Source organism: Mycobacterium basiliense, assembly GCF_900292015.1.
Lineage (GTDB): Bacteria > Actinomycetota > Actinomycetes > Mycobacteriales > Mycobacteriaceae > Mycobacterium > Mycobacterium basiliense.
In genome coordinates this window covers 5,290,564-5,314,167 of the sequence record NZ_LR130759.1, presented here as the reverse complement: position 1 = coordinate 5,314,167, position 23,604 = coordinate 5,290,564, and the positions used below count along the sequence as shown (strand labels likewise).

At 68.0% G+C, this 23,604-nt stretch carries 10 protein-coding genes and 1 pseudogene; 4 read left to right on the top strand and 7 right to left on the bottom strand.

The annotated features are described in order from the left end of the window. Positions 1-135: 135 nt before the first annotated feature. The gene (locus tag MB901379_RS22640) at positions 136-6,162 is read right to left on the bottom strand and encodes a PE family protein (RefSeq protein ID WP_158018644.1); all 6,027 of its coding nucleotides are present in this window, start codon (positions 6,160-6,162) and stop codon (positions 136-138) included. 930 nt (positions 6,163-7,092) lie between these two features. Further along, positions 7,093-8,650, bottom strand: a pseudogene (locus MB901379_RS25130) (PE domain-containing protein). A gap of 973 nt (positions 8,651-9,623) precedes the next feature. On the opposite strand from MB901379_RS25130, the gene MB901379_RS22630 reads away from it, so the two are divergent. The 3 genes from MB901379_RS22630 (at position 9,624) to MB901379_RS22620 (ending at position 13,915) form a co-directional block, all read left to right on the top strand. Then, a complete protein-coding gene (locus tag MB901379_RS22630) occupies positions 9,624-11,306 on the top strand; it encodes a PE family protein (protein ID WP_158018643.1) in 1,683 nt (560 codons plus the stop codon). Positions 11,307-11,968: 662 nt separating this feature from the next. Then, positions 11,969-13,402, top strand: a complete 1,434-nt coding sequence (locus MB901379_RS22625; protein WP_158018642.1) for a flavin monoamine oxidase family protein — start codon at positions 11,969-11,971, stop codon at positions 13,400-13,402. Positions 13,403-13,576: 174 nt separating this feature from the next. Further along, a complete protein-coding gene (locus MB901379_RS22620; RefSeq protein ID WP_158018641.1) occupies positions 13,577-13,915 on the top strand; it encodes a PAS domain S-box protein in 339 nt (112 codons plus the stop codon). Positions 13,916-14,484: 569 nt separating this feature from the next. Here the strand turns inward: MB901379_RS22620 and MB901379_RS22615 are convergent. From MB901379_RS22615 to tcuA, 3 genes are all read right to left on the bottom strand, one after another. After that, on the bottom strand, positions 14,485-16,452 hold the full coding sequence (locus MB901379_RS22615; protein ID WP_158018640.1) for a PE family protein: 1,968 nt from the start codon (positions 16,450-16,452) through the stop codon (positions 14,485-14,487). A gap of 388 nt (positions 16,453-16,840) precedes the next feature. After that, on the bottom strand, positions 16,841-17,425 hold the full coding sequence (locus tag MB901379_RS22610; protein ID WP_158018639.1) for a TetR/AcrR family transcriptional regulator: 585 nt from the start codon (positions 17,423-17,425) through the stop codon (positions 16,841-16,843). A 612-nt stretch (positions 17,426-18,037) separates the two neighbouring features. Beyond that, positions 18,038-19,510 (bottom strand): FAD-dependent tricarballylate dehydrogenase TcuA, encoded by a 1,473-nt coding sequence (gene tcuA / locus MB901379_RS22605; protein WP_158018638.1) that lies wholly within the window; start codon positions 19,508-19,510, stop codon positions 18,038-18,040. Positions 19,511-19,739: 229 nt separating this feature from the next. Between tcuA and MB901379_RS22600 the strand changes: the two genes are divergently transcribed. Beyond that, positions 19,740-20,465 carry a FadR/GntR family transcriptional regulator gene (locus tag MB901379_RS22600; RefSeq protein WP_158018637.1) on the top strand — a complete coding sequence of 242 codons (726 nt, stop codon included), beginning with the start codon at positions 19,740-19,742 and terminating at the stop codon, positions 20,463-20,465. Positions 20,466-20,623: 158 nt separating this feature from the next. On the opposite strand, the gene MB901379_RS22595 is transcribed toward MB901379_RS22600, so the two are convergent. Both MB901379_RS22595 and MB901379_RS22590 read right to left on the bottom strand, forming a co-directional pair. Then, positions 20,624-21,805, bottom strand: coding sequence for a PPE family protein (locus MB901379_RS22595; RefSeq protein WP_158018636.1), 1,182 nt, complete (start codon positions 21,803-21,805; stop codon positions 20,624-20,626). A 75-nt stretch (positions 21,806-21,880) separates the two neighbouring features. Beyond that, positions 21,881-23,074 carry a PPE family protein gene (locus MB901379_RS22590; protein ID WP_158018635.1) on the bottom strand — a complete coding sequence of 398 codons (1,194 nt, stop codon included), beginning with the start codon at positions 23,072-23,074 and terminating at the stop codon, positions 21,881-21,883. Between the last annotated feature and the right edge of the window lie 530 nt (positions 23,075-23,604).

The window sequence follows — 23,604 nt, the reverse complement described above, 5'->3', positions numbered from 1 at the left end:
AGATGCTGGTCACGGCGCCGCAGGCGATGCATCACCAACGACAGATCGGGTCGGCAGATAGGTCGGGAGTCGTAGGAGGCTCGCGAATGAGACTTGGCGCCGTGTGAGGCTGTCAGCGGACCCGTCGGTCGTGGCTCAAGGTCCACCGGTGCCCCCGTCGCCGCCGTTGCCGCCCGGGCCTCCGGTACCGCCGTCGTTACCGATCGGAGCTCCGCCTGGATCGCCGACGTCGCCAGGGGTACCGGACTGCCCTGGGTTGCCCAGGCTGCCGGTGCCCCCGGTGCCCCCGGTGCCACCGGCACCGCCTTGGCCGCCAACGCCGCCGCCGGTACCTGTTCCGCCGGTGCCGCCAGTTCCCCCGGTGCCGCCTTTGCCGCCGCTGCCGCCGGTGTGATTGGCGCCGTTGCCGTTGCCGCCCGCGCCGCCGCCGCCGGCGCTGCCACCCTGGCCGCCGGTGCCGCCGGCTCCGCCATCGGTGCCGCTACCGCCATCGCCACCTTGGCCGCCGACACCGCCCTCACCGCCTGCTGCGCCATCGTTGGAGACGCCGGTGCCGCCAAGGCCGCCGGTGCCGCCGGTGCCTCCTGTGCCGCCTGTGCCGCCAGCGCCGCCGCCGACGCCGCCGATGCCGGAGCCGCCGAGGCCGCCGGTGCCGCCAGTGCCGCCTGCACCACCGCTGCCGCCGGGGGTCGGGTTGTTGCCGGCGCTGCCCGCAGCGCCGGTGCCGCCCGTACCGCCGATACCGCCGATACCGCCTACGCCGCCGGAGCCGTTACCTCCATTGGCACCCCCGTCGGTGCCGGTGCCGCCCGTTCCTGCAGCACCGCCGGTGCCGCCCTGACCGCCCGCGGTGCCATCTCCGTCGGCGCCGGTTGTGCCGTTGCCGCCGGTGCCCCCTTGGCCACCGGTTCCGCCTTGGCCGCCAGCGCCGCCGCCGACCCCGCCGAAACCCGCGCCGCCGCTGCCTCCTTGGCCGCCGGCACCGCCCTGACCGCCCTGTGTACCAGGAGCGGGTGTAACGAACGTCGAGCCGTCCAGACCTCTACCGCCCTGGCCACCGGCGCCGCCAGAGCCTCCGGACCCGCCGCTACCGTGGCTGCCATTGGCACCGCCGTCGGTGCCGGTGCCGCTGACTCCTGCGGTCCCTCCGGCGCCGCCTTGGCCGCCAGCTCCCCCGTTGCCGGCGTTGGCTCCGATATTGGCGCCGCCGGTGCCGCCGGTGCCGCCGGTGCCGCCGGTGCCGCCGGTGCCTCCTTGGCCACCACCGATGCCGTCGAGGCCGGCGCCGCCATTGCCGCCTTGGCCGCCGGCGCCTCCTTGACCGCCGATTCCGCCGTTGCCGCCGGGGAGGCTCGAGTGGGAGGCAGTGCCAGTTGTACCGGTGCCGCCGGTGCCGCCGGTACCGCCCGTGCCTCCGGAGCCTCCGGTGCCGTTGCTGCCGGAGACGCCGCCGTCGGTCCCGGCACCGCCTGCTCCCGCGGTGCCGCCGGTACCGCCTTGACCCCCGTCAGCGCCGGCGCCGCCGCTGATGCCGTTGTTGGTGCCTCCGGTGCCTCCGGTGCCTCCGCTGCCGCCGGTGCCGCCGGTGCCGCCGGCGCCGCCGCCGATACCGCCGATGCCGGCGCCGCCGGCCCCTCCGGCGCCGCCGGCGCCGCCTTGGCCGCCCTGGCCGCCGGTAGTGGGTGTAACACCATCGGAGCCAGTAGTCCCGGTGCCTCCGCTACCGCCAGTGCCGCCTTGGCCACCCTCTCCGCCAGTGCCGTTGGCGCCGCTGGTCCCGCCGTCAGTGCCGGTTCCGGCGACTCCTGCGGCGCCACCGGCTCCTCCCTGGCCGCCGTCGGCTCCGTTGCCGCCGGTGGTGCCGGTGTTGTCTCCACCAAAGCCGCCTTGGCCGCCCTGGCCGCCGGTGCCACCGCTGCCGCCGTTACCCCCGCCGATGCCGCCGAAGCCGGACCCGCCGGTGCCACCGGCCCCGCCGGCGCCTCCTTGGCCGCCTTGGCTCCCGGTCTGGGGTGAATTCGGATCGTTGGAGCCGATGCCGCCGGTGCCGCCCGTCCCGCCGCTGCCGCCTGTCCCTCCGTCACCGCCGGTGCCGTTTGCGCCGCCGTCGGTTCCGGTTCCGGCAGTGCCGCCGGCGCCGCCCATGCCGCCCGCGCCTCCAGCGCCGGTGACAAGGCTTCCCGTGCCTCCGGTGCCGCCGTCACCGCCGGTGCCGCCGTTGCCGCCGGCGCCGCCGCCGACGAGAAGGGCGCTACCGGCTCCACCTGCTCCACCGGCTCCACCTTGGCCGCCTCGGCCGCCTGTTCCGCCAGTATTTCCAGTGCCAGTGCCGGTTCCGCCTTGGCCGCCGGTGCCGCCGGTGCCGCCGTTGCCTCCTTGTCCGCCGGTGCCGTTGGTGCCGTTGGCGCCGCCGTCGGTGCCGGATCCGGGTGTTCCGGCGGTGCCGCCTTGTCCGCCTTGTCCGCCGTTGGCGCCGTCGCCGCCATTGGCGCCGTTGTTTGCGGAGGTTCCGGTGCCGCCGGTTCCTCCGTCGCCGCCGGTGCCGCCGGTGCCGCCTTGGCCGCCGGCCCCGCCGCCGATGCCGTTGATGCCGGCTCCGCCGTTACCGCCTTGGCCGCCGCCGCCGCCGTGTCCGCCGGTGCCGCCGGGGGTGGGTGGGGCGGTGGGGGTGCCGTCGGTGCCGGTGGTGCCGGTGGCGCCGTGGCCGCCGGTGCCGCCTTGTCCGCCGACGCCTCCGGTGCCGTGGGTGCCGTTGGTGGCGCCGTCGGTGCCGGCCCCGCCGGCTCCGGCCGTGCCGCCGGTGCCGCCTTGTCCGCCGTTGGCGCCGTCTCCGCCGTTGGCGGCGGTTCCGCCGGTGCCGCCGGTGCCACCGTTGCCGCCGTTGCCGCCTTGGCCGCCGGCCCCGCCGCCGATGCCGTTGATGCCGGCTCCGCCGTTGCCTCCGGTGCCTCCGGTGCCGCCGTGGCCGCCGGTGCCGCCGGGGGTGGGTGGGGCGGTGGGGGTGCCGTCGGTGCCGGTGGTGCCGGTGGCGCCGTGGCCGCCGTTGCCGCCGGTGCCGCCTTGGCCGCCGGTGCCGTGGGTGCCGTTGGTGGCGCCGTCGGTGCCGAGCCCGGCCGCTCCGGCCGTGCCGCCGGTGCCGCCTTGTCCGCCGGCGGCTCCGGTGCCGCCGTTGGCGCCAGTGTTTGAACCGCCGGTGCCGCCGGTACCGCCGGTGCCTCCCGTACCGCCGGCCCCGCCGGCCCCGCCGCCGATGCCGTCGATGCCGGCTCCGCCGTTACCGCCTTGGCCGCCGGTGCCGCCTTGGCCGCCTTGGGCGCCCGCGACGGGGGCTAGGGGATCGTTGGACCCGTCCATGCCTGCGCCGCCATTGCCGCCGGTGCCGCCTCGGCCGCCGATGCCTCCGGTGCCGTGGGTGCCGTTGGTGGCGCCGTCGGTGCCGGCCCCGCCGGCTCCGGCCGTGCCGCCGGTGCCGCCTTGTCCGCCGGCGGCTCCGGTGCCGCCGCTGGTGTTGGTGTTGGTGCCGCCGACCCCGCCTTGGCCGCCGGTGCCGCCGGTGCCGCCGGCCCCGCCGGCCCCGCCGCCGATGCCGTCGATGCCGGCTCCGCCGTTACCGCCTTGGCCGCCGTTGCCGCCGTGGCCGCCGGTGCCGCCGGCGGTGGGGGTGGAGCTGCTGGTGCCAGTGGTGCCGGTGGCGCCGGTGCCGCCGTTGCCGCCTTGGCCGCCGGCGCCTCCGGTGCCGTGGGTGCCGTTGGTGGCGCCGTCGGTGCCGACCCCGCCGGCTCCGGCCGTGCCGCCGGTGCCGCCCTGGCCGCCGGCGGCGCCGTCACCGCCGCCGCTGGTGGCGTTGTTGGTTCCTCCGGTTCCTCCGGTTCCTCCGGTGCCGCCGATCCCGCCGGCCCCGCCGGCCCCGCCGCCGATGCCGTCGATACCGGCTCCACCAGTGCCGCCTTGGCCGCCGGCGCCGCCGTGGCCGCCTTGGCCGCCGGCGGTGGGGGTGGAGCTGCTGGTGCCGATGGTGCCGGTGGCGCCGTTGCCGCCGATCCCGCCTTGGCCGCCGACCCCTCCGGTGCCGTGGGTGCCGTTGGTGGCGCCGTCGGTGCCGACCCCGCCGGCCCCGGCCGTGCCGCCGGTGCCCCCGACGCCACCAGCAGCACCGGCCCCACCGGCGGTGCCGGTGTTATCGCCGCCGTAACCGCCGACCCCGCCAGCCCCGCCGACCCCGCCGGCCCCGCCGGCCCCGCCGCCGACACCGCCGATACCGGCCCCACCGGTCCCACCGGCGCCGCCGGCCCCGCCGTGACCGCCTTGACCGCCGGCGGTGGGGGTGGGGGTGCTGGCGCCGACCGCACCGAAACCGCCGGCCCCGCCGGTGCCGCCGGTGCCGCCGTGGCCGCCGGTGCCGTTGGCGCCGTTGGTGGCGCCGTCGGTGCCTTGGCCCGCGGCTCCAGCCGCTCCGCCGGTGCCGCCTTGGCCGCCGGCGGCTCCGGTGCCGCCGCTGTCGCCGGTGTTGGTGCCCCCACTGCCACCGATACCGCCGGTGCCCCCCGTACCGCCGGTGCCGCCGGCCCCGCCGCCGACACCGCCGATACCGGCTCCACCGGCCCCGCCTTGGCCGCCGGCGCCGCCGGTGCCGCCGGTGTCGCCGGCGGTGGGGGTGTTGGGGTCGGTGAGGCCGGCCTGCCCGGCCCCACCCTGTCCGCCGTGTCCGCCGTGTCCGCCGAGTCCGCCGACCCCGTTGGCGCCGGCGCGGCCTCCGGTTCCCGCGACACCGGCGGCCCCGCCCGCGCCGCCCTGCCCACCGGCGCCTCCGGAGAGAGCGCCGGTGTCGCCGTGCCCGCCGGTGCCCCCGGCACCACCCCCGCCACCGATACCGCCGCTGCCGTTAACCCCGCTAAGCCCCAACAGTCCGGCGGACCCGCCGGCTCCGCCGGACCCGCCAGCCCCACCAGCGGCGCCCTCACCGCCGGCACCGCCGGCCATTCCCAGACCGATCCCGCTGCCGCCGGCGCCGCCGCCACCACCGGCCCCACCGGCCCCGCCACCGCCACCGGCCCCACCCGCGCTGAACAACCCGCCCATACCCAGCCAGCCCGTAGCGGCCCCACCCGCGCCACCGACTCCGCCATGACCGCCGGTACTGCCCGCCCCGCCGGACCCGCCCCCCAACCCGGCCTCACCGATGGCTCCGGCCCCGCCCTGACCCCCGGCCCCGCCGTCACCGCCGGCCCAGCCGAATAGCGCACGGGTCAGGCCCCCGGCCCCGCCGGCCCCGCCGTCACCGCCGGCCTGACCCGCCGCGCCGGCCCCGCCCTCACCACCGGCCCCGCCGGCACCACCAAACCCACCCATAAGGCCTCCGGCCCCACCACCACCACCGGTACCACCGGCCTGACCCAAACCCCCGGCCCCACCGCCACCACCAGCCCCGCCATCACCCCACAACCAGCCCCCAGCGCCACCAACACCCCCGCCCGCGCCCGTCCCGCCCGCTCCGCCGACCCCACCATTGCCGATCAACCCCGCGGCCCCACCAACCCCACCCTGAGCACCAACACCCCCGACCCCGCCGGCCCCGCCATTGCCGACCCACCAACCGCCCCGGCCCCCGGCCCCCCCAACCTCGCCAGCGCCCCCAGCCCCGCCGACCCCGCCGTTGCCGATCAACCCCGCGGCCCCACCAGCCCCACCGGCTTGCCCCGGCGCCCCTGACCCCCCAGCCCCGCCGTTGCCGATCAACAACCCCCCGGCCCCGCCGGGCTGGCCACTACCGGGTGCACCGTTAGCGCCATCCCCGATTAACCCGCGCCCCCACAACGCATACGCCGGCGCATTGACCACACCCAGCACCTGCTGCTCAAAGGCCTGCAACGGCCCCACACCGGCCGCCTCGGCCAGCCCATAACCTTGCCCACTGCCGATCAACGACTCCACGAACCGCGCATGAAACTGACCCGCCCGCACACTAAGGAGCTGATACTGCTGGGCATAACCGCCGAACAACTGCGCGATCGCCACCGACACCTCATCACCACCAGCGGCCAACACCTGCGTAGTCGCCCGCGCCGCCGCCGCATTCGCCTCACTAATCGCCGATCCAATCCCGGCCAAACTCCCCGACGCCGACACCAACACCTCAGGCGAAACAACAACAAAAGACGACATCTCCACACTCCAAATCACCAGCAGGGTATGTGTGCTTTCAAAGCAAGGAAGTGTGAAGGACATTACATGCGTTCCGCCAAAGGCAAAACGAATATTGCGGAGTTTTTTCAGACGAACGCTGCGGTGTTCCTGACGCGCTATGCCCGGTGGCCGTCAGCTGAGCTAATAAAGTGCTATTGACCAGCGAGTATAGTTATTCGTATAGGTTTGACTGCCAATCTGACGATGCGATGTTCGAGCCTTTTGGAGAGACTATTAATAGTCAGCTGGTCAACTATTTATTATTGGGCGTTACGCGCTTAGATTCGAGGAACGCCGGCCATGCGATGCTGAACCGCGGACGCCCGCCTAATGGACTTCCTCAAGTTCAATAAAAGCTGCATTGTCCGACACGTGATCCGGCTATTATCGGCCGTCGAGTCGCAACACGATTCAACGTGAACCGGGTGCTTGCAATGTCAGAGGTAGGGGGACCAGCGATGTCGTTGGCGATTGCTGCGTGGTGCTGGTGCTAGTGGCCGACGGCTACCGATCGGCTGGCACCAGTTCGTCGATCAGCGTGGCCAGCGCGGCCGCGGCGTCGTCGAACACCGCGGCGTTGGTCGCGGCCTGCTGATGAGGTATCGGCGAGCATTGCAGTATCGTTGCCAGGCCATACGCGGATAGCGGTTCTACGGCGCCGGCATGCTCGCCGATCCCAGCTGCCAGTCAGCCCGGTCGGATTTGTTGCACGTCGTACCACCCTCAAGTCCTGCTGCGTGCCGAATAACCGCGCAATCTCCGCTGGCACATGGTCGGAGCGGGTCGCCACCAGCCGGGTCGTTGAGCCCTCCGTCGCTGCATTCGCTTCGATCATCGTCTCTGCGCTAATGGGATCGGCTGCACAGCTCCGGGTCTGCCATCGGTCCTCCCGCAATGCGCCATAGCCGTCTAGGGTGCCCCGTTGGTCCCCTTTGCGCCGAGCAGCTGCCCGCCGGTCCCGCCGACCCCGCCCGGCCCGCCGCCGGTGCCGCTGCCACCGTCGCCGCCATTGCCAATCAGCCGGGCGTTGCCGCCGTTGCCGCCGATTCCGCTGCCAAGACCGGTAGAAATCCCGGCGTTGCCACCGCGACCGCCATTGCCGATCAGGCCGCCCATACCGCCGTCACCGCCGGTGCCGCCGTTGGGGTTGGTGACGAGGCCGGCACCACCAGCGCCGCCGGCTCCACCGTTGCCGAACAATGCCCCGCCATTGCCACCCGCCCCGCCGTTTCCAGCGACGGCTATTGGACTGGCGTTACCGCCGGTGCCTCCGGCGCCGCCGCTGCCCAACAGCCCGGCGGTCCCGCCGGCACCGCCGTCGGCGCTACTACCGCCATTGCCGCCGGCTCCGCCGTTGCCGAATATGAGGCCGCCGGCACCGCCGTCGGCACCCGCTTGGGGTAAACCATCGCCGCCGGCTCCGCCGTTGCCGAATAGGCCGGCGTTGCCTCCCACCCCCGGGGTTCGGAAGCTGCTGAGGCTCCCACCGCCGTCGCCGCCGTTGCCCCACAGCAGTCCGCCGTTGGCTCCGGGCTGTGACGACCCGCCGTTACCGCCGTCGCCGATGAGCAGCCCGGCCCGACCGGCGACACCACCGACCCCACCGCCGCCGCCGTTACCGCCATCGCCGAACAGGTAGGCGTCGCCCCCGTCCCCACCCAAGGCGGAGCCGCTACGGTCATTCCCGCCGTTGCCGCCGTTGCCGTAGAGCCATCCGCCGTCGCCGCCGGCACCACCGGCACCACTCTGGGCACCGAAGCTGCCAGAGGAAAAGCCGCCGTTGGCGCCGGTTCCGCCGTTGCCGATCAATCCCGCCGAGCCGCCCGCGCCACCGTTACCACCGCTGCCCGGGCCAGGAAATGCAGCGTTACCGCCGACACCGCCGGCCCCGCCATTGCCCCACACCAGCCCCCCGGCCCCACCAGCACCACCGGCCCCAGCATTGCCCGCGCCGTTATCACCACCGGCCCCGCCGCTGCCGCCATGGCCGAACAACCCGGCAGCACCCCCAGCCCCCCCGTCTTGCCCGACACCACCCGAACCACCGTTGCCGCCATTGCCGACCAAGATCCCGCCCGCACCGCCGGCTTGCCCGGTGCCATCGGCCCCGTTAACACCGTCACCGATCAACGGCCGACCCAACAACGCCTCAGTGGGCCCATTGATCACCCCCAATAGCACCTGTTCAACGTTGGCCGCCTCAGCGGCGGCATACGCATCCGCGCCAGCGCGCAACGCCTCAATGAACTGGGCATGAAACGCCGCGGCCTGAGCGCTCAGCGCTTGATAAGCCTGCCCATGCGCACTCAACAGCGCCGCAATGGCCGCCGAAATCGGCACCGGCGGCCACCACCACAGTGGTCGACGACGCCGCGGCCACATTAGCCGCACTGATCGACGAGCCGATACCAGCCAAATCGGTGGCCGCAGACACCACCACCTGCGGCGCGGCAATCACAAACGACATCACTGTCCCCTCCCACCTCTACAGCGACCGGCCCAACCCAGGTGGTCCCCAATGGCCACGAGCCGAACCATAAAGGTATGTAACACATCCGGACTAGCAATTCGATGAGTTTGGCCGAATCCCTAAGTAAACGTAAGCGATATTGCGTAAATAGAAGAGTCAGTATGCAGCTGACCGTCTGGCTATTAACCAATATCGACTTATTGGCCTGGTGTCGCGTGTTGCGGGCCACTGGGAGTGGCGGGAAACCTTGCGCGCCCGCTACCGCCGAAGGTGCCGCGGTGGCTTGGGGCACTGCCATGTCCGCCAACGCTCCTAGGGCCGCCGCAGCCTTAGCGCGTAGGTGGGAACCCGCGATTCCGCCCCAGCCGAGCCAGCCCGTGCCTCCAGTGCCGCCGTTGGCGCCATTGCGGTTACGGCCCGCTTCCGTGTTGCCACCTCCGACCCTGCGCGGCCGTATTCGCCGCGCTGATAGCCGATTCCATTCCGGCCACACTCCGCAACGTCGCCGCCAACTCAGGGGCGGGACGGGTGAACACATGCCGTGCGCCCGGTCCAAGGTAAAGCGAGCCTTGTGTAAAACGATTCGACTGGACTGGTACTGGACTGGTTCCGATGCTCGTATGCCGCCCATGGCGGCAGGCGCTAGCCGCCGTGTGAACGGTTTCTGGCTAACGTGCATCGGTGCTTGAGTCATCGCGAGCCGATATCGGCCGGTTTCGGCAACTGAGATGCATTCCATCTCACGTGCCAGCGGTTTGGTGGGACGCTTCCGGGAAGTAATAGATAACCAACTGGTTATCTATTACTCGTTTACCCTTCGTGGCGCAGTATCGCTTACGTTTACCTAGGGATTCGGCCAAACTCATCGAATTGCTAATCCGGATGTGTTACATACCTTTATGGTTCGGCTCGTGGCCATTGGGGACCACCTGGGTTGGGCCGGTCGCTGTAGAGGTGGGAGGGGACAGTGATGTCGTTTGTGATTGCCGCGCCGCAGGTGGTGGTGTCTGCGGCCACCGATTTGGCTGGTATCGGCTCGTCGATCAGTGCGGCTAATGTGGCCGCGGCGTCGTCGACCACTGTGGTGGTGGCCGCCGGTGCCGATGAGGTTTCGGCGGCCATTGCGGCGCTGTTGAGTGCGCATGGGCAGGCTTATCAAGCGCTGAGCGCTCAGGCCGCGGCGTTTCATGCCCAGTTCATTGAGGCGTTGCGCGCTGGCGCGGATGCGTATGCCGCCGCTGAGGCGGCCAACGTTGAACAGGTGCTATTGGGGGTGATCAATGGGCCCACTGAGGCGTTGTTGGGTCGGCCGTTGATCGGTGACGGTGTTAACGGGGCCGATGGCACCGGGCAAGCCGGCGGTGCGGGCGGGATCTTGGTCGGCAATGGCGGCAACGGTGGTTCGGGTGGTGTCGGGCAAGACGGGGGGGCTGGGGGTGCTGCCGGGTTGTTCGGCCATGGCGGCAGCGGCGGGGCCGGTGGTGATAACGGCGCGGGCAATGCTGGGGCCGGTGGTGCTGGTGGGGCCGGGGGGCTGGTGTGGGGCAATGGCGGGGCCGGCGGTGTCGGCGGTAACGCTGCATTTCCTGGCCCGGGCAGCGGTGGTAACGGTGGCGCGGGCGGCTCGGCGGGATTGATCGGCAACGGCGGAACCGGCGCCAACGGCGGCTTTTCCTCTGGCAGCTTCGGTGCCCAGAGTGGTGCCGGTGGTGCCGGCGGCGACGGCGGATGGCTCTACGGCAACGGCGGCAACGGCGGGAATGACCGTAGCGGCTCCGCCTTGGGTGGGGACGGGGGCGACGCCTACCTGTTCGGCGATGGCGGTAACGGCGGCGGCGGTGGGGTCGGTGGTGTCGCCGGTCGGGCCGGGCTGCTCATCGGCGACGGCGGTAACGGCGGGTCGTCACAGCCCGGAGCCAACGGCGGACTGCTGTGGGGCAACGGCGGCGACGGCGGTGGGAGCCTCAGCAGCTTCCGAACCCCGGGGGTGGGAGGCAACGCCGGCCTATTCGGCAACGGCGGAGCCGGCGGCGATGGTTTACCCCAAGCGGGTGCCGACGGCGGTGCCGGCGGCCTCATATTCGGCAACGGCGGAGCCGGCGGCGCTGCTAGGGGCTTGTCGGACGGCGATGGCTTCGCGGGAGGCAATGGCGGCAACGCCGGGCTGTGGGGAATTGGCGGCACCGGTGGGTCCGGCGGGTTCGGCGCAAGCGGTGGAGCTGGCGGCGTTGGCGGTACTGGTGGCAGGGGTGGGATGCTCTTTGGCGCGGGCGGAACCGGTGGGACCGGGGGCATTGGCTATGAAGCGGCCGGCTTCGGTGTCGGCACCGGTGCTGCCGGAGGAAACGGTGGCGATGCTGGCCTATTCGGTACCGGAGGCGCCGGGGGCACCGGCGGCACGGGTGTGTTCGGTGGCAGCGGAGGCACCGGCGGTACCGGTGGCGCCGGCGGGCTGGTATTCGGCGACGGCGGCCGGGGTGGCGACGCCGGCACCTCATCCGGTTCGGGTAGCGGCACTGGTGGCAATGGTGGCAGCGCCGAGTGGATCGGCAACGGCGGCAACGGCGGCAACGGCACCGGGGGCGGGCCCGGCGGCAGCGGCGGGCCCGGCGGCAAATTGGCCGGCAAAAACGGAACCGACGGCACACCCTAGCGATATGCCGGGCGCGGCCACGCATCACCGCCCGGAGCTGGCCACCGATGGGCTCATCGCGTGCTGTGCAAAAGAGCGGCGCTACCGCGTGTTGCTCGCTGCTGCCGCCAACCTGTCTACGACTACCATCTGCCCGCGCCGTCATGCGGGCCACGGACCACGGACCACTCCGCTGAAGCGTTTCCGGGTGGTTGTCACGGGCGATAGCTTCCCACGCCTCCGGTGGAGGGATTGCCGACGTGGTGGTGGGTCTTTGCTGACGGTGGCCACGGTAGTAGTGGCGGCGATGCCGATGGCTACCGAAGTGCGGGCGTGCTGCCGCCGATGTACCCGCGTGTGGGTTCGAGGTCGAGGTCGCGTGCTGACCTTTCGGCTGCCGGTCAGTGAAAAGCCGCTAAGCCCGAATCCTTAGCAACAGTTTGCGCTGTGACTGCACAGCGTTAGCTCGCTAGCTCAGCCTTATGCCTGCGCGGCCGCCATTTACGTGCAAGGTCATTGGCCACTCCGTGGCCGCATTTTTTGGGCAGGTGGAAGCGTTGTAAGTATGTATATAGACGACCGTCTGGCTATTAATCCAATGTTAATTAGTGGGTTTGTCTATTGCTTTTGCAGCGTGGCAATCGGGTGTAATTTTTTTGGAGGGCGAAAGGGGAGTTGCACTCATGGTTGATAGGCGCTTTGAGGTATTGCGCGATGGGTTGATTCCGCGGCCGGGTCGGCATCGTTCGGTGGTGGTGGTGGGGGCGGGGATTAGCGGTGTGGTGTGTGCTCGGTTGCTGCACGATGCGGGGTATGAGGTGCAGGTGTTGGAGGCCCGTGACCGCGCCGGGGGGAGGTTGTGGGCCGTTGATGGCGTTGGTGGACAGTATTACGAGCTTGGTGGGATGCGTTTTTCGGAGAGCAACCAGCTGGCGATGGAGGTGTTTCGGCAGGCCGGCGTGACGGTGTCGCCGTTTCCGTTGCAGCACAAGTCGTTTTTCTTTGGTGGTCGCCATTTTCACCCAGACGGTTTTCTGCCGTCGAGTGCGGGTTTTGATATTCCGCCCGAGGATGACCGCCCGTTGACTGAGTTGCTCGATCGGGTGATGGCTCCTGTCAATGCGATCTATGAGCGTCAGGACAACGATGAGGAAGAGGCATTTTTTGAGTGCTTGGATCGTTTCGATAGATATTCGATTCAGACCTGGTTAACCGAGCGCGGTTTGTCGCCGGGAGCGGTCAATTGTTTAAGTCTTGTCAATAACATCGAGGGTCGGCTGAATTTCTCATTTTCGGAGTGGGCTGAATATGTGCGGGTTGATGCGTTTGGGCCCAACCTACTTTACGTGGAGGAAGGCACCACGGAACTGATGCGCCGTCTTGTTGAGCCGATAGCTCATCTGGTCCGTTTCGGGGTGCAGGCCACTCGGATTGAGCAGAGTCTAAGCACGGCCACCGTGCATTGGCGTGCCGGCGGGCGCGAGGGTTCGATCCGTGCCGACGAGGTGATTTTGGCGGTGCCGCCAATTGTGCTGCGTCACATTCCCATTGAGGGGATGTCGACTGCCAAAGACGCGGCGTTACGGCGGACCTATTGCGGGCGGGCGGCGAAGGTTTTTCTGCGGTTCAACCGGCGCTGGTGGGACGACATCGTCGGCGACAAGGGGGGGTTGGCGGTGACCGATCTGCCGGTGCGCAATGTGTTGTTCACCGTGGCCGGCCAGGGCGACGACCCCAGCCGGGGCGCGATCATTGGGTCCTATACGTGGGAGTCCGACAGCATGGTGTTTGCTAACTTGCCCGTTGAAGAACGTATCGAGCGGGTGTTGTCCGACGTTGAGTTGATGTATCCCGAGGCCGTTGGCAGCTTTGAGGGCGGGGTCGCGCATGACTGGGGCTCGGATCGCTGGGCCGGGGGCGTGGGTGGATTGTTCCGGCCTACCGAGATGTCGGGGGATCACTACCGCGACCTGATTGAACCCCTGGGCCGGGTGTGGTTTGCCGGTGAAACTTACGACCGGCGCAGCCGTCGCTGGGTCGAAGGCGCACTGAAATCCGCGGTCAAGAACTGCATGGCTCTGCACGATAACGCCCGTGACAATCTCCCCCTGGACTAGCCGTGTCCCAACCCTGCTGGTATCGCGATGGGGGTGCGAGCCACAGCCGCATACCCGTCCCGCATTCTCCTGATCCACAGATCTGCTGGGACATATCCACAACGGACGCTCAACGCAGGCATACATCCAACGGCAGATCGCCGTCGCAACACTAGGGAAACATTGGGAGGATCAGTGGAAATCTACGCCGACGACAAAGGGTCGATCCTGGCGGTAACCGAGCCCGAGCTGCTCGGCTACACATCCGAAGAGCTGATTGGCAAGAAGGTCGAGATCATCGTTCCCTACAAATACCGTGAAGCTCACCGGCGCGGCCTCAAACGATGGTCGGAATCAGGCGAAGCGAAAGTCATGGGTACCTGGCTACTGATCGAAGCCCGCCACCGCGACGGCGATCTAGTACGCATGGAACTCGTGCTAACCCAACGCATGGACAACACCGGCAGACGTGTCGTCACCGCCAACATCAAACCGGTCTCCGACGACGACATGTTCCGCCTCGCCCCAATCTGACACGCCAGCTATATCCGCCGAGTGGTCCCCCTTACGTGTATTTCGCGTGGTCTGCGTGGCAGGTGCCGCTATCCGGTTTCAGCAAAACGACGACATGAGCGTGCGGGTAAACCAGCGCTGCGCAGAGGACCTACTAGCTATTTCACCTCGCGACGTGCCCCACTAGCCAGAAAGAAGACGCACAGTACGGGCGGACACCGAATGTGTCGTCGCCGACGGAAACGCGAACAACGCCGGGAACGACAGACGGTCGCTTCTGCCAGTGACTAACCTTGCTCGTCCGCTCAGCTCAGACCAGCGTTGCCAACACGTATCGCCCGGTGTTGCCGCTGCCGGACTCCGTGTTGAGCCTTGATCAACTCAAGGCAAAAATTCCCGTCATCTGGAGCGGTCTCACGCAATGGGCCCAGTTTGGGTCACGCACAAGGGCAGCTCCGTCGATAGCTGCAGATGTGCAATGCAATTCCAACGTGAGGAGCCACCACCTGATATCGCGCGACCCATGTCAGCCCAGCCGGAAGCCGTGGCACCTGCCGATCGAACCGCATGACAGCGCCGCGACGTGCTGCTCAGCCAGGCGTGCCAGTGGAACCCGGCTGACCCGGCTGGCCTAGCAGTGTCCCGCCGACGCCGCCGGTTCCGCCGCCTCCACCTGCGCCGCCGGCGACTCCACCGTTGCCGCCCTCGCCGCCGTCGCCGCCGTTACCGATCAGGCTCGCCTTACCGCCATCACCCCCGCGCCCGCCATCCCCACCGGTGCTGGGGTTTGTGTCGTTTCCGCCGTCTCCGCCGTTCCCACCCGAACCGGCGTTGCCGATGAGGCCGGCCGAACCGCCGTTACCGCCAGCGCCTCCGTTCCCGCCGGTCGCGTTGGCCGCTCCGCCGTCACCGCCGGCTCCGCCGTTGCCGCCGTTGCCGAACAATTGCCCGCCGGCGCCTCCGGCGCCCCCGCCGGCGCCGGGCGCGCCTGTGAGGGCCGTCGCCAAGCCGCTGTGCCCGCCGGCGCCACCCGACCCGCCGTGGCCGATAAGCTTGGCGGCCCCGCCAGCCCCGCCGGCCCCACCAGTGCCGAATGTGAAGGCGACGTCTCCACCGTCGCCGCCGGATCCGCCATCGCCCAGGAATTGGCCGCCCGCACCGCCAGCACCGCCCAGGCCACCGTCGCGACCGGAGCCGCCGTCCCCGCCGCCTCCGCCGGCGCCGCCGTTGCCAAGCAACCTGGCGTCGCCGCCGGTCCCGCCGTTGCCACCGCCGATCCCGCCTTGCCCGCCGGCGCCTCCGTTGCCGATCAGCCCGGCGGTGCCTCCGGTACCACCGGCCGCAAGGAGCCCACCATTTCCGCCGGCCCCGCCGCTGCCGATCAGACCGACGGAACCACCCGCGCCACCTGGACCGCCGCCACCGCCAAATGGCCCACCATCCCCGCCGGCTCCGCCTTGGCCGATCAGCCAGACATCGCCGCCGGCCCCGCCCGCGCCGCTGGCCCCGTGGGTGACGGTGCCGTCACCCCCTTGCCCGCCTTGCCCGCCGGCACCGCCATTGCCCCACAGCCCGTGGCTGCCGCCGCCAGCTCCGCCAGCTCCGCCAGCGCCGCCGACGTCGCCGCCTTCCCCGCCGTGCCCGCCTTGTCCGCCGGCGCCGCCATGGCCCCACAGCCCACGGCCGGCGCCACCGATCCCGCCGTCGCCGCCGGTGCCGCCTGTGGAGTTGGCGCCCTGGCCAAGTCCGCCGTCTCCGCCGGCGCCGCCGTCCCCGCCGCGGCCGTGAATCACGCCGCCGACACCGCCGGAACCGCCGGCGCCCGCGCTGCCGCCGTCACCGGGCGTGTCCGCCCCCTGTCCGCCTTGTCCGCCGGCGCCGCCGTTACCCCACAGTCCGGCGGCGCCACCGGCGCCACCGCTTCCACCCGGGACACTGGATGCGCCGGTCCCGCCGTTGCCACCGGCCCCACCGCTACCAAAGAGCCAGCCGCCATTCCCGCCGTTTCCGCCGGCGGCGCCGGTGCCGCCGCTTCCGCCGTTGCCGCCGTTGCCGAACAGTCCGGCGGCGCCGCCATTCCCGCCGGCTTGTCCGGCTGCACCGCTTCCGCCGTTGCCGCCGTTGCCGTACAAGATCCCGCCGGCCCCGCCACTGGCCCCGGTCCCAGCAGGCCCGTTTGCTCCATCGCCGATCAGCGGGCGCCCCAGCAACGCGTTGGTGGGGGCGTTGATCACGCGTAGTACCTCTTGCTCAAGAATCTGTAACGGCGCTACGTTGGCCGCCTCGGCGAGGCCATACGAATTCCCACCGCGAGTCAACGCCTGCACAAACTGGGTATGAAACAAGCCCATTTGCGCGCTGATCGCCTGGTACTCCCGGGCATAGCCGCTAAACAACCGCACGATTGCCGTCGAGACTTCGTCCTGAGCCGCCGACACCACCTGCGTTGTCGAACCCGCGGCCGCGGCATTAGCGGCTTCGATAGTCGAACCGATCCCGGACAAATCCTGCGACGCTGCCACCAATGCCTCCGGCGCGGCGATAACAAACGGGAACATCCTCGCCTCCGATCGACTGTAGGGTCTACATTCCTGGAATTGTGAGCGACATTACATTCATGCGATCGCGTGGAAGGCGAGTTTGCGTCGATCTGTAGAAAAGCACGTGAAAATATCAAAGTGACCGACTAACTATTAATTGGGTAACTCGCACACGCTGGATTAACTATTGTTTGACATGCGTCTGCGGAGTCCCGGATCGTTGGTCGACAATGGCGGACGCTTGGTGCTTCGCCGGGTTCACGGTTGTGTCAAGGTCGACCGCCGGGTGTGCCAGGGACACGTCTGGGACAGGCGGGAGGATGTGGTTGACACACGCGATGACCGCCCCGAGACACGGCCAGCCGCGACCCGTAACAGACTCCGCGGACGTAACCGATGGCGCCGGCTAGGTCTCGCCCTCACATAGGTCGGTAAGAAGGGGCAGGGTGACCGCCTCGAATCGTGCATAGGGCTTGTCGGAGCCATCGATCTTCGCGCGGAACACCGCGCCTTCCCACGCCTCGATGATCAGCGCCGCCACTTCGCGGCGTTTGCTCTCGTCGTCGTGGGTAAAAACGGCGGCAAGCCGCTTTTCCCACATGGTCATGATTGTGCGCATGCGATCGGCGACGACGGTGCTGGATGCCGCCAACTCCAATCCGACATTGCCTAGCAAGCCACCCAACAGGTACGCGTGACGTTCGTAATCGTCGGCCAGGGCGCGAAAGTATGTTGTAAGGCGTTCCAACGGCGGCTGTTTGGTTCGCAGCAGCGGACCCACCTCGTGCTCCAGCTCGGTCCAGCAGTATTCGAGTACGCCCACCACGAACTCGTCCTTACTGGAGTAATAGCTGTAGAAGGAGCCTTTGGGGACTTCTGCGCGCTCAGCAATCTCCTTGACACCGGTGGCCTTGACCCCGTGCAGTCGGAAGAGCTGCAGACCGGCGACAAGGAGCTTAGTGCGAGCCCGCGGATTAGGGGGCCGGGGCATGTTTTTCTCCTTGGTGTGTCAGCTGCCGCACGACCAGTCGATAGTGGGTGGTTCGCCTGCGCCCGCCGACCGATCGGTGGAACTTGCGTCGGCCGTGCCTGGCAGTGTTCAAAAGGTCAGGATCGCGGTGTTTGGGAAGTAGTCGAAGCGGGCGAAATCGCCCGTATCGAGCGCCCGGGTGCAACGCGGCTGGCTTCGCGGATAGCCGCAGGCAAATCGTCCGCGAGCGGGAGCTAAGACCCGGCACGGGCATAAAGATGTAGAAGTACCTCGCCTGGGCCGAGATGGTCGCTAGTTGTTCGGAGTAAGGAGCAGGCGATGATGCATGAAAATGGAGATCGGATGACGACATGGCGTGTGTCATGGCGAATCCTTTCTGGTAGTTGAATTTCTGGTAGTTGAAATGAGCTCAGACAGCTATGCCGATCGTTGGGTGTGAGCGGGCTGACTATGCGTCCACATCACCGGTGGCTAGCTCCGTTGCCCGCCACCGGTGATGTGGACACCGCACAGACTCCGTGTGCGGGGCGGATCTTACCCAGCATCGCGAATTCTGAATGCTATGTAGGAAAAGGGAATTCAGCTATCGCCACGGCGACGCGACGTGGGGATTCATGGTAGTGCGGCGTGGTAGCCGGCGGCTCGGCCAGTGATGGCGCCTCGGATGAGCCCGGTACCAGCGGGGTAGTGGTGGTAGAAGAACCCACCGGTTAGCTCGCCAATCGCGTACAGCCCCGGGATCGGTTGGTTAGCGGCGTCGAGCGCGCGCGACGAGGTGTCCACCTTGATGCCGCCAAAGGTGAAGGTAATTCCCCCGGTGGTCGGAAACGCTACGAACGGACCGCTCTCGATCGGTGCCGCCCAATTCGACTTGGGCGGAGTGATACCGACTGTGGCCTTCCCGTCGCGGCAGGACAGGTCGAACTCACGATCGTCACGAATCGACGCGTTGTACTGCGCAACTGTGCGGACAAAACCGTCGACGTCGATGCCGGCCAGATCGGCGAGTTCAGCGAGCGTGTTTGCTTCGATGCGCGTAGCCGCATCGTATTTCTCGTCAAGATATTTCACGCCGTTGGCGTCGAAGATCTGCCACCCAATTGCTCCAGGTTGCTCGAGGGTGGAGCGTCCGGCGATGACATACACCTCCGACGGAACACCTTGGCCCTCATCGAAGTAGCGCCTGCCCTGACTGTTGACACAGATCCCGACCCGGAAGTTGATGAGAGTGGCGAGTGTGCGGTCCGGCACGTCCAGTGGCTGTTGATCTGGTGCCGCGATGTCGACCGGAGCGACATGGCAGCCGGACAGTTGCCCGTATGGTTGCGCACCGACATCGAGTGCGGCCGTCAGCAGCTTGCCAGTGTTGTGGCGGGTGCCGCGAACCTTGATTCGCCCCCACTTCTCGCCGAGGTATTTTGTCCGCAACCTCGGACTCGCCTCAAAGCCGCCGGATCCGAGTATGACCTTGCCCAGCCAGTCCCGGTAGTGGCCGTCGGGTCCTCGCGCGACGACGCCTATTACCCCGCTGTCATCGGTGAGCAGCCGAACTCCTGCTGTGCCGTAATGAATTTCGACGCCTAGTTCGTGTGCCTTCGCCAGTTCGCTCCGGATCAGGCCTTCGCCGCCGTTCTTGGCCTGAATGACCAGACCTCCGTAGTAGCTGCGTCGTTCCGGCGAGGCGGAGCTGAGCATATCCGCCAGCTCCCACTGCACGCCCCGCTCGGTCAACCACCGGATCATGTCGTAGCTTTCGGAAACAAGCCACCCGACGAGCTCCGGGTCGCCTTCGTCCTGCCCGAGGCGGTGGATCGTCGCGGCGTAGGCTTCCGCGGGGTACGGCTCGATGCTGATGGTTTCGCGCTCCTCCGGCGCAATGTCGGGCAGAAGATCGAGCACTATTGCCGGGTCGGCAAATGCAAATCTGACGAGCCCGGGTGTATAGCGGGTGTTGCCGCCCATCTCCTCCTCGGACGCCTTTTCGAGGACATGCACCTCGGCCCCGCCTTCTCGGGCAGCGATTGCCGCGACCAACGCTGCGTTTCCCGCTCCAACAACGATCACTCTGTTGGTCACCCCGGGCATGGTGGCCCTCCTTTCAGTTTCGTTCCCATGAGTGAACCAAGTCATCTGATGAATGTCAATAATCAGCAGATGACTTGGTAACGGACCCTGGATCGCCGGGTGGAGTCGAGTCCATCGAGACAGCGAGTGGGAATGTTCGCTCCGGGCGACCGTCGTGGCGCCAGCGCAGACCGGCGGCCGTCATCCGCCATTGCTAACCGTGCGCGTGCATGGGCATACAATCGCAGGCATGTCAGGTAGGGGTTCTCGATCGGAATCTCGGCTGGTTGACCGGGTGGTCAAGGAAATACAGCGGCGGGTCTCTACGGGAGTGTTTGCTGTGGGGTCGAAGTTGCCTGCCGAACCCCAGCTGATGGACATGCTCGGTGTTGGCCGCTCGACGCTTCGCGAAGCGGTACGAGTGCTTGCCCACGCGGGCGTGCTGGACAAGCGGCAAGGCTCGGGCACCTACGTCGTGGGTACGCCGATTTCGGACGCCTGGAACGATCGGCTCCGACGCGCCACCATGACCGAGATCTATGACGCTAGGAACGTGCTCGAGGTTCAGTTGGCGAAAATGGCCGCTCGGAATCGCAGCGCAGAGGATCTGCAGCGAATGCAGCAGGCTCTAGATCGTCGACGGTCGGCGTTGGAGTTCGAAAACACCCGAATCGCCGCCGAGGCCGACTTGGAGTTCCATCTTGCTATCGCTGTGGCAAGTCGCAATCCGATTCTGATTGACCTGTTCCGGTCGTTCACGACGACCCTGAAGCCTGCTATCGAGGCGGTTATGAACGCGGGCGACGCTGAGCATGAAGCCGCGTCGATCGCTCGCCATCAAGACGTCTACATAGCTATCAGCGCGGGCGAGGTCGGCGCGGCCGGAGACGCGATGGCGGCTTGCCTCGGCCTGGCGCAACCGCTGCTGGACCGCACATCTGGTGAAGACGCAGAAGTTCCGGTCGCGCTTGGGTAGCGTCGCCAACGTGCAATCCGATTGTCCCTTTTCGCGTTCGGGGAACCATGCCCTCGCCGGCAAGTTCAACTAACAGCGCTCCGCGATGGTCGACGTCTGTTGACGCAGTCCCGCACCGGGCCGACTGCCGAGGCCGTGTTCCGCGACGTGAGCGCCGTCTATCCGCCGACGACGGGGCGAGGCATCTTGAACGTGTGCCGGCCGCTGCGCAACACGAGGCGGCCCGGGGGTCGTCGTCCGTTGCCTGCCATAGGCATTGCGCCGGTCGTGTTGATCGTCGGGGAACCAGACGTGGCGGGAATATCTCGAAAACCGGTGTGCGATAACGATGGTGAACCGGACGCGTTGCCCGTGAGCGGACTTGTTGCCGGCCAACTTGCGGGGACCGACAGTCCTCCCCGCGATCCGGCATCGCCCATCCGGGCAAGTGCCAGGCCGCGAACTGTTGCCGACGGTGAGGCGGCAACCCCGGAAGTAGTCGCCTGAACCGCAGCTTTAGCCGCTTGGAGTTGGGCCTGCTGAGCCCCGATCACGAACTGTGCCGTTGAAAACACTGCATAGGTTGTCGACCATAGCGGCTGCAGCGGTCCGACGATGAGGGTATCGATGTCCTTGAAGACCCTAAGCATCGCGGAGAAGGCATCGGCCGGAAAGCGGGACGACGCGCCGGAATTTGCAATCGGCCCGACCGCAATGGTGGGTAAGCGATGAGGAACGACAGACATCAGCTGTGACTGGGCTAACTGGATCTCGATCTTCGAGGCGCTGGCGGCTCGGGTTGCAGCGGCCGACTGAGCAGGCTGGTCGCTACCGTTTGTGAACGGTGGCGGCCAGGTGAACGGCGACAATGTGGTCGCCGCCGCCGAGGCGGTGGCGTAACTGTACATGGCGGCGGCGTCTTGGGCCCACATCTCTGCGTACGCAGTGTCGGTGGCCGCGATTGCCGGCAAATTTTGCCCGAAGTAGTTGGTGGCCAACAGTATTGACAATAGCAAGCGGTTGTCCGCAATTGCCGTCGGTGGAACGGTGGCAGCGTAGGCCGTCTCATAGGCGGCTGCGGCCGCCCTCGCCTGACTTGCAGATTGCTCGGCCTGCATGGCGGTCGCAGTTGCCCAGGTGGCTTGCGGTGTCATGGCGTTGGACATAGCTATGGACGCTGCTCCGCTCCACGTCTGTCCCTGTAACGCCGACAGCACGGAATAGCACCCCGCGACATACCGCTCAAGTTGCGCGGCAAGCTCATCCCATGCCGTCGCCGCAGCCAACATGGGCGCTGAGCCGGGGCCGTAATACATTCTGGCCGAATTTATCTCAGGCGGTAGTAACCCGAAATCGTCCATCGGGCGGCCTTTCTCAATCTGAGCAACCTTCGCTCGTAACGATGTAGGACTTGACGTTGTGTGCCGAGACGGCCACTAGCCGCCGAAGGCGGGGCGCGGGATTTGGAACTTGCGTGGCGCCACACGCAGTGCGTTGCTGACCGTGGGACGCAGTGACGAGCCCGGCGAGCTCCCGACTCCGGTTGACGGCACACCGTGCCACACGTTGGGATCCGAGACTTCGTGCCAGGACGGGCCAGCCTCGCCGGCTGCCTCGGACAGCCAGTTCGGCTGGGTCGCAGAGCTGGCCGCTGATGCTGTCACTGCCCAACTCTGCGGGACAGACAACGCCCCAACGCTAGTCGCGCTACCGGTGGTGAGAAGCGCAGCACCGGGCGTGCTAGCTGAAGCGGCCGCAGTGCTGGCCGCTTTTGCGGCGCCTTGCGCAGCCGCAGCCGCGGTCCCGGCCGACTGGGCGCTGGATCGAAGAAGTGCGGACACGTAGCTTCCTGCTGACGTGTATGTACGACTGAGTCCGTCGGCGAGGTTGATTGGTCCGACAAATGTGTTGAAATCGCTGAATAGTTTGAGCAACAGCGATTCCAACTCCTGCCAAGGGGCGGAAGTGCTCGAAATTCCCGCACCGGCAAGCGCTTGTAGCTGCTGGGGTGCGCTTGCGGTCAGCTGAGCCAGGGTTGACTGAGTGAAGCCGGCGGTCGAACTGCTCACTGCGGCGCAGACCGCGGCGGATTGCCCGGCGGCGCTTGTGGTCTGTGGCGGGTCGCTGAACGGAGTCAGAGTAGCCGCGGCCGCCGAGGACGCGGCATATTGATACATCGCTGCGACGTCCTGAGCCCACATCTCCTGATATGCAGCCTCGGTAACCCCGATCATGGTCGTGTTCTGCCCGAATATGTTGGTCTCGACCAAAGTTGCCAATCGAGTCCGATTGGCCGTGACCAACGATGGCGGCACCATTGCACCGAGCGCCGCCTCGTACGCCGCCACAGCGGCCCGAATCCGCCTACCGGCATCCTCGGCTTGGGCCCTTGCCGTTGTCGCCCAGGCCGCATACGGAGCTACCGCGCCAGCCATGGCTTCTGCCGCGCTACCCGACCAACCCTCGCCGTGCAGCCGAGAGAGCAGTGAGCGGTAGCCGCGAGAGAAAGACTCCAACCCCGTGGCGAGTAGATCCCAGGCTGTGGCGGCCGCCAGCATCGACCCGGGTCCAGGGCCGGAATATATCCGGGCCGAGTTGATTTCTGGCGGCAGTAATCCGTAATCCAGCACCTCGACAATTCACCTTCTCTGGCCGATGTAATCCGACGGGCCGCTACGGTAAGTCGGTCGCCGAGTTTGGGTCAAAGTGCACCGGCGCAAAAGGCTTGACTGTCCCGTCGCCATGTCGGCGTAAAAACATCGACCGTGCTGATACCCAGGGGGCCCACGCGGTATCGGTCACATTGCCGCCGGCTTAGCCGTTCCGCAGGGCTGCATCGGCCGCGAGCATCGGCGACTCTATTGAGGATTATCACGAAAACCCAACGGTTACATTGCCATTGATCACCACGTTTCGCGGTACTGGCGGCTAGCCGGCTATCGACCCCGCGCGCGTGGGGCTGGTTCGCCGAACGTTCGTCGAGCCGGTACGGGCGTCCCCTTCGGGTGCGGCCCGTTTAGGTCTTCGGTTGGGGGATGGTATTTAAACACTCCTTGATCGGATATTCCCCTTCGCCAATTACCCGCCGGGTCACTACACATTCACTAAGTTCTGGGACTCGCGACAGCGGCACAAAGTTAGCCGACTGTCTTTATTGTCC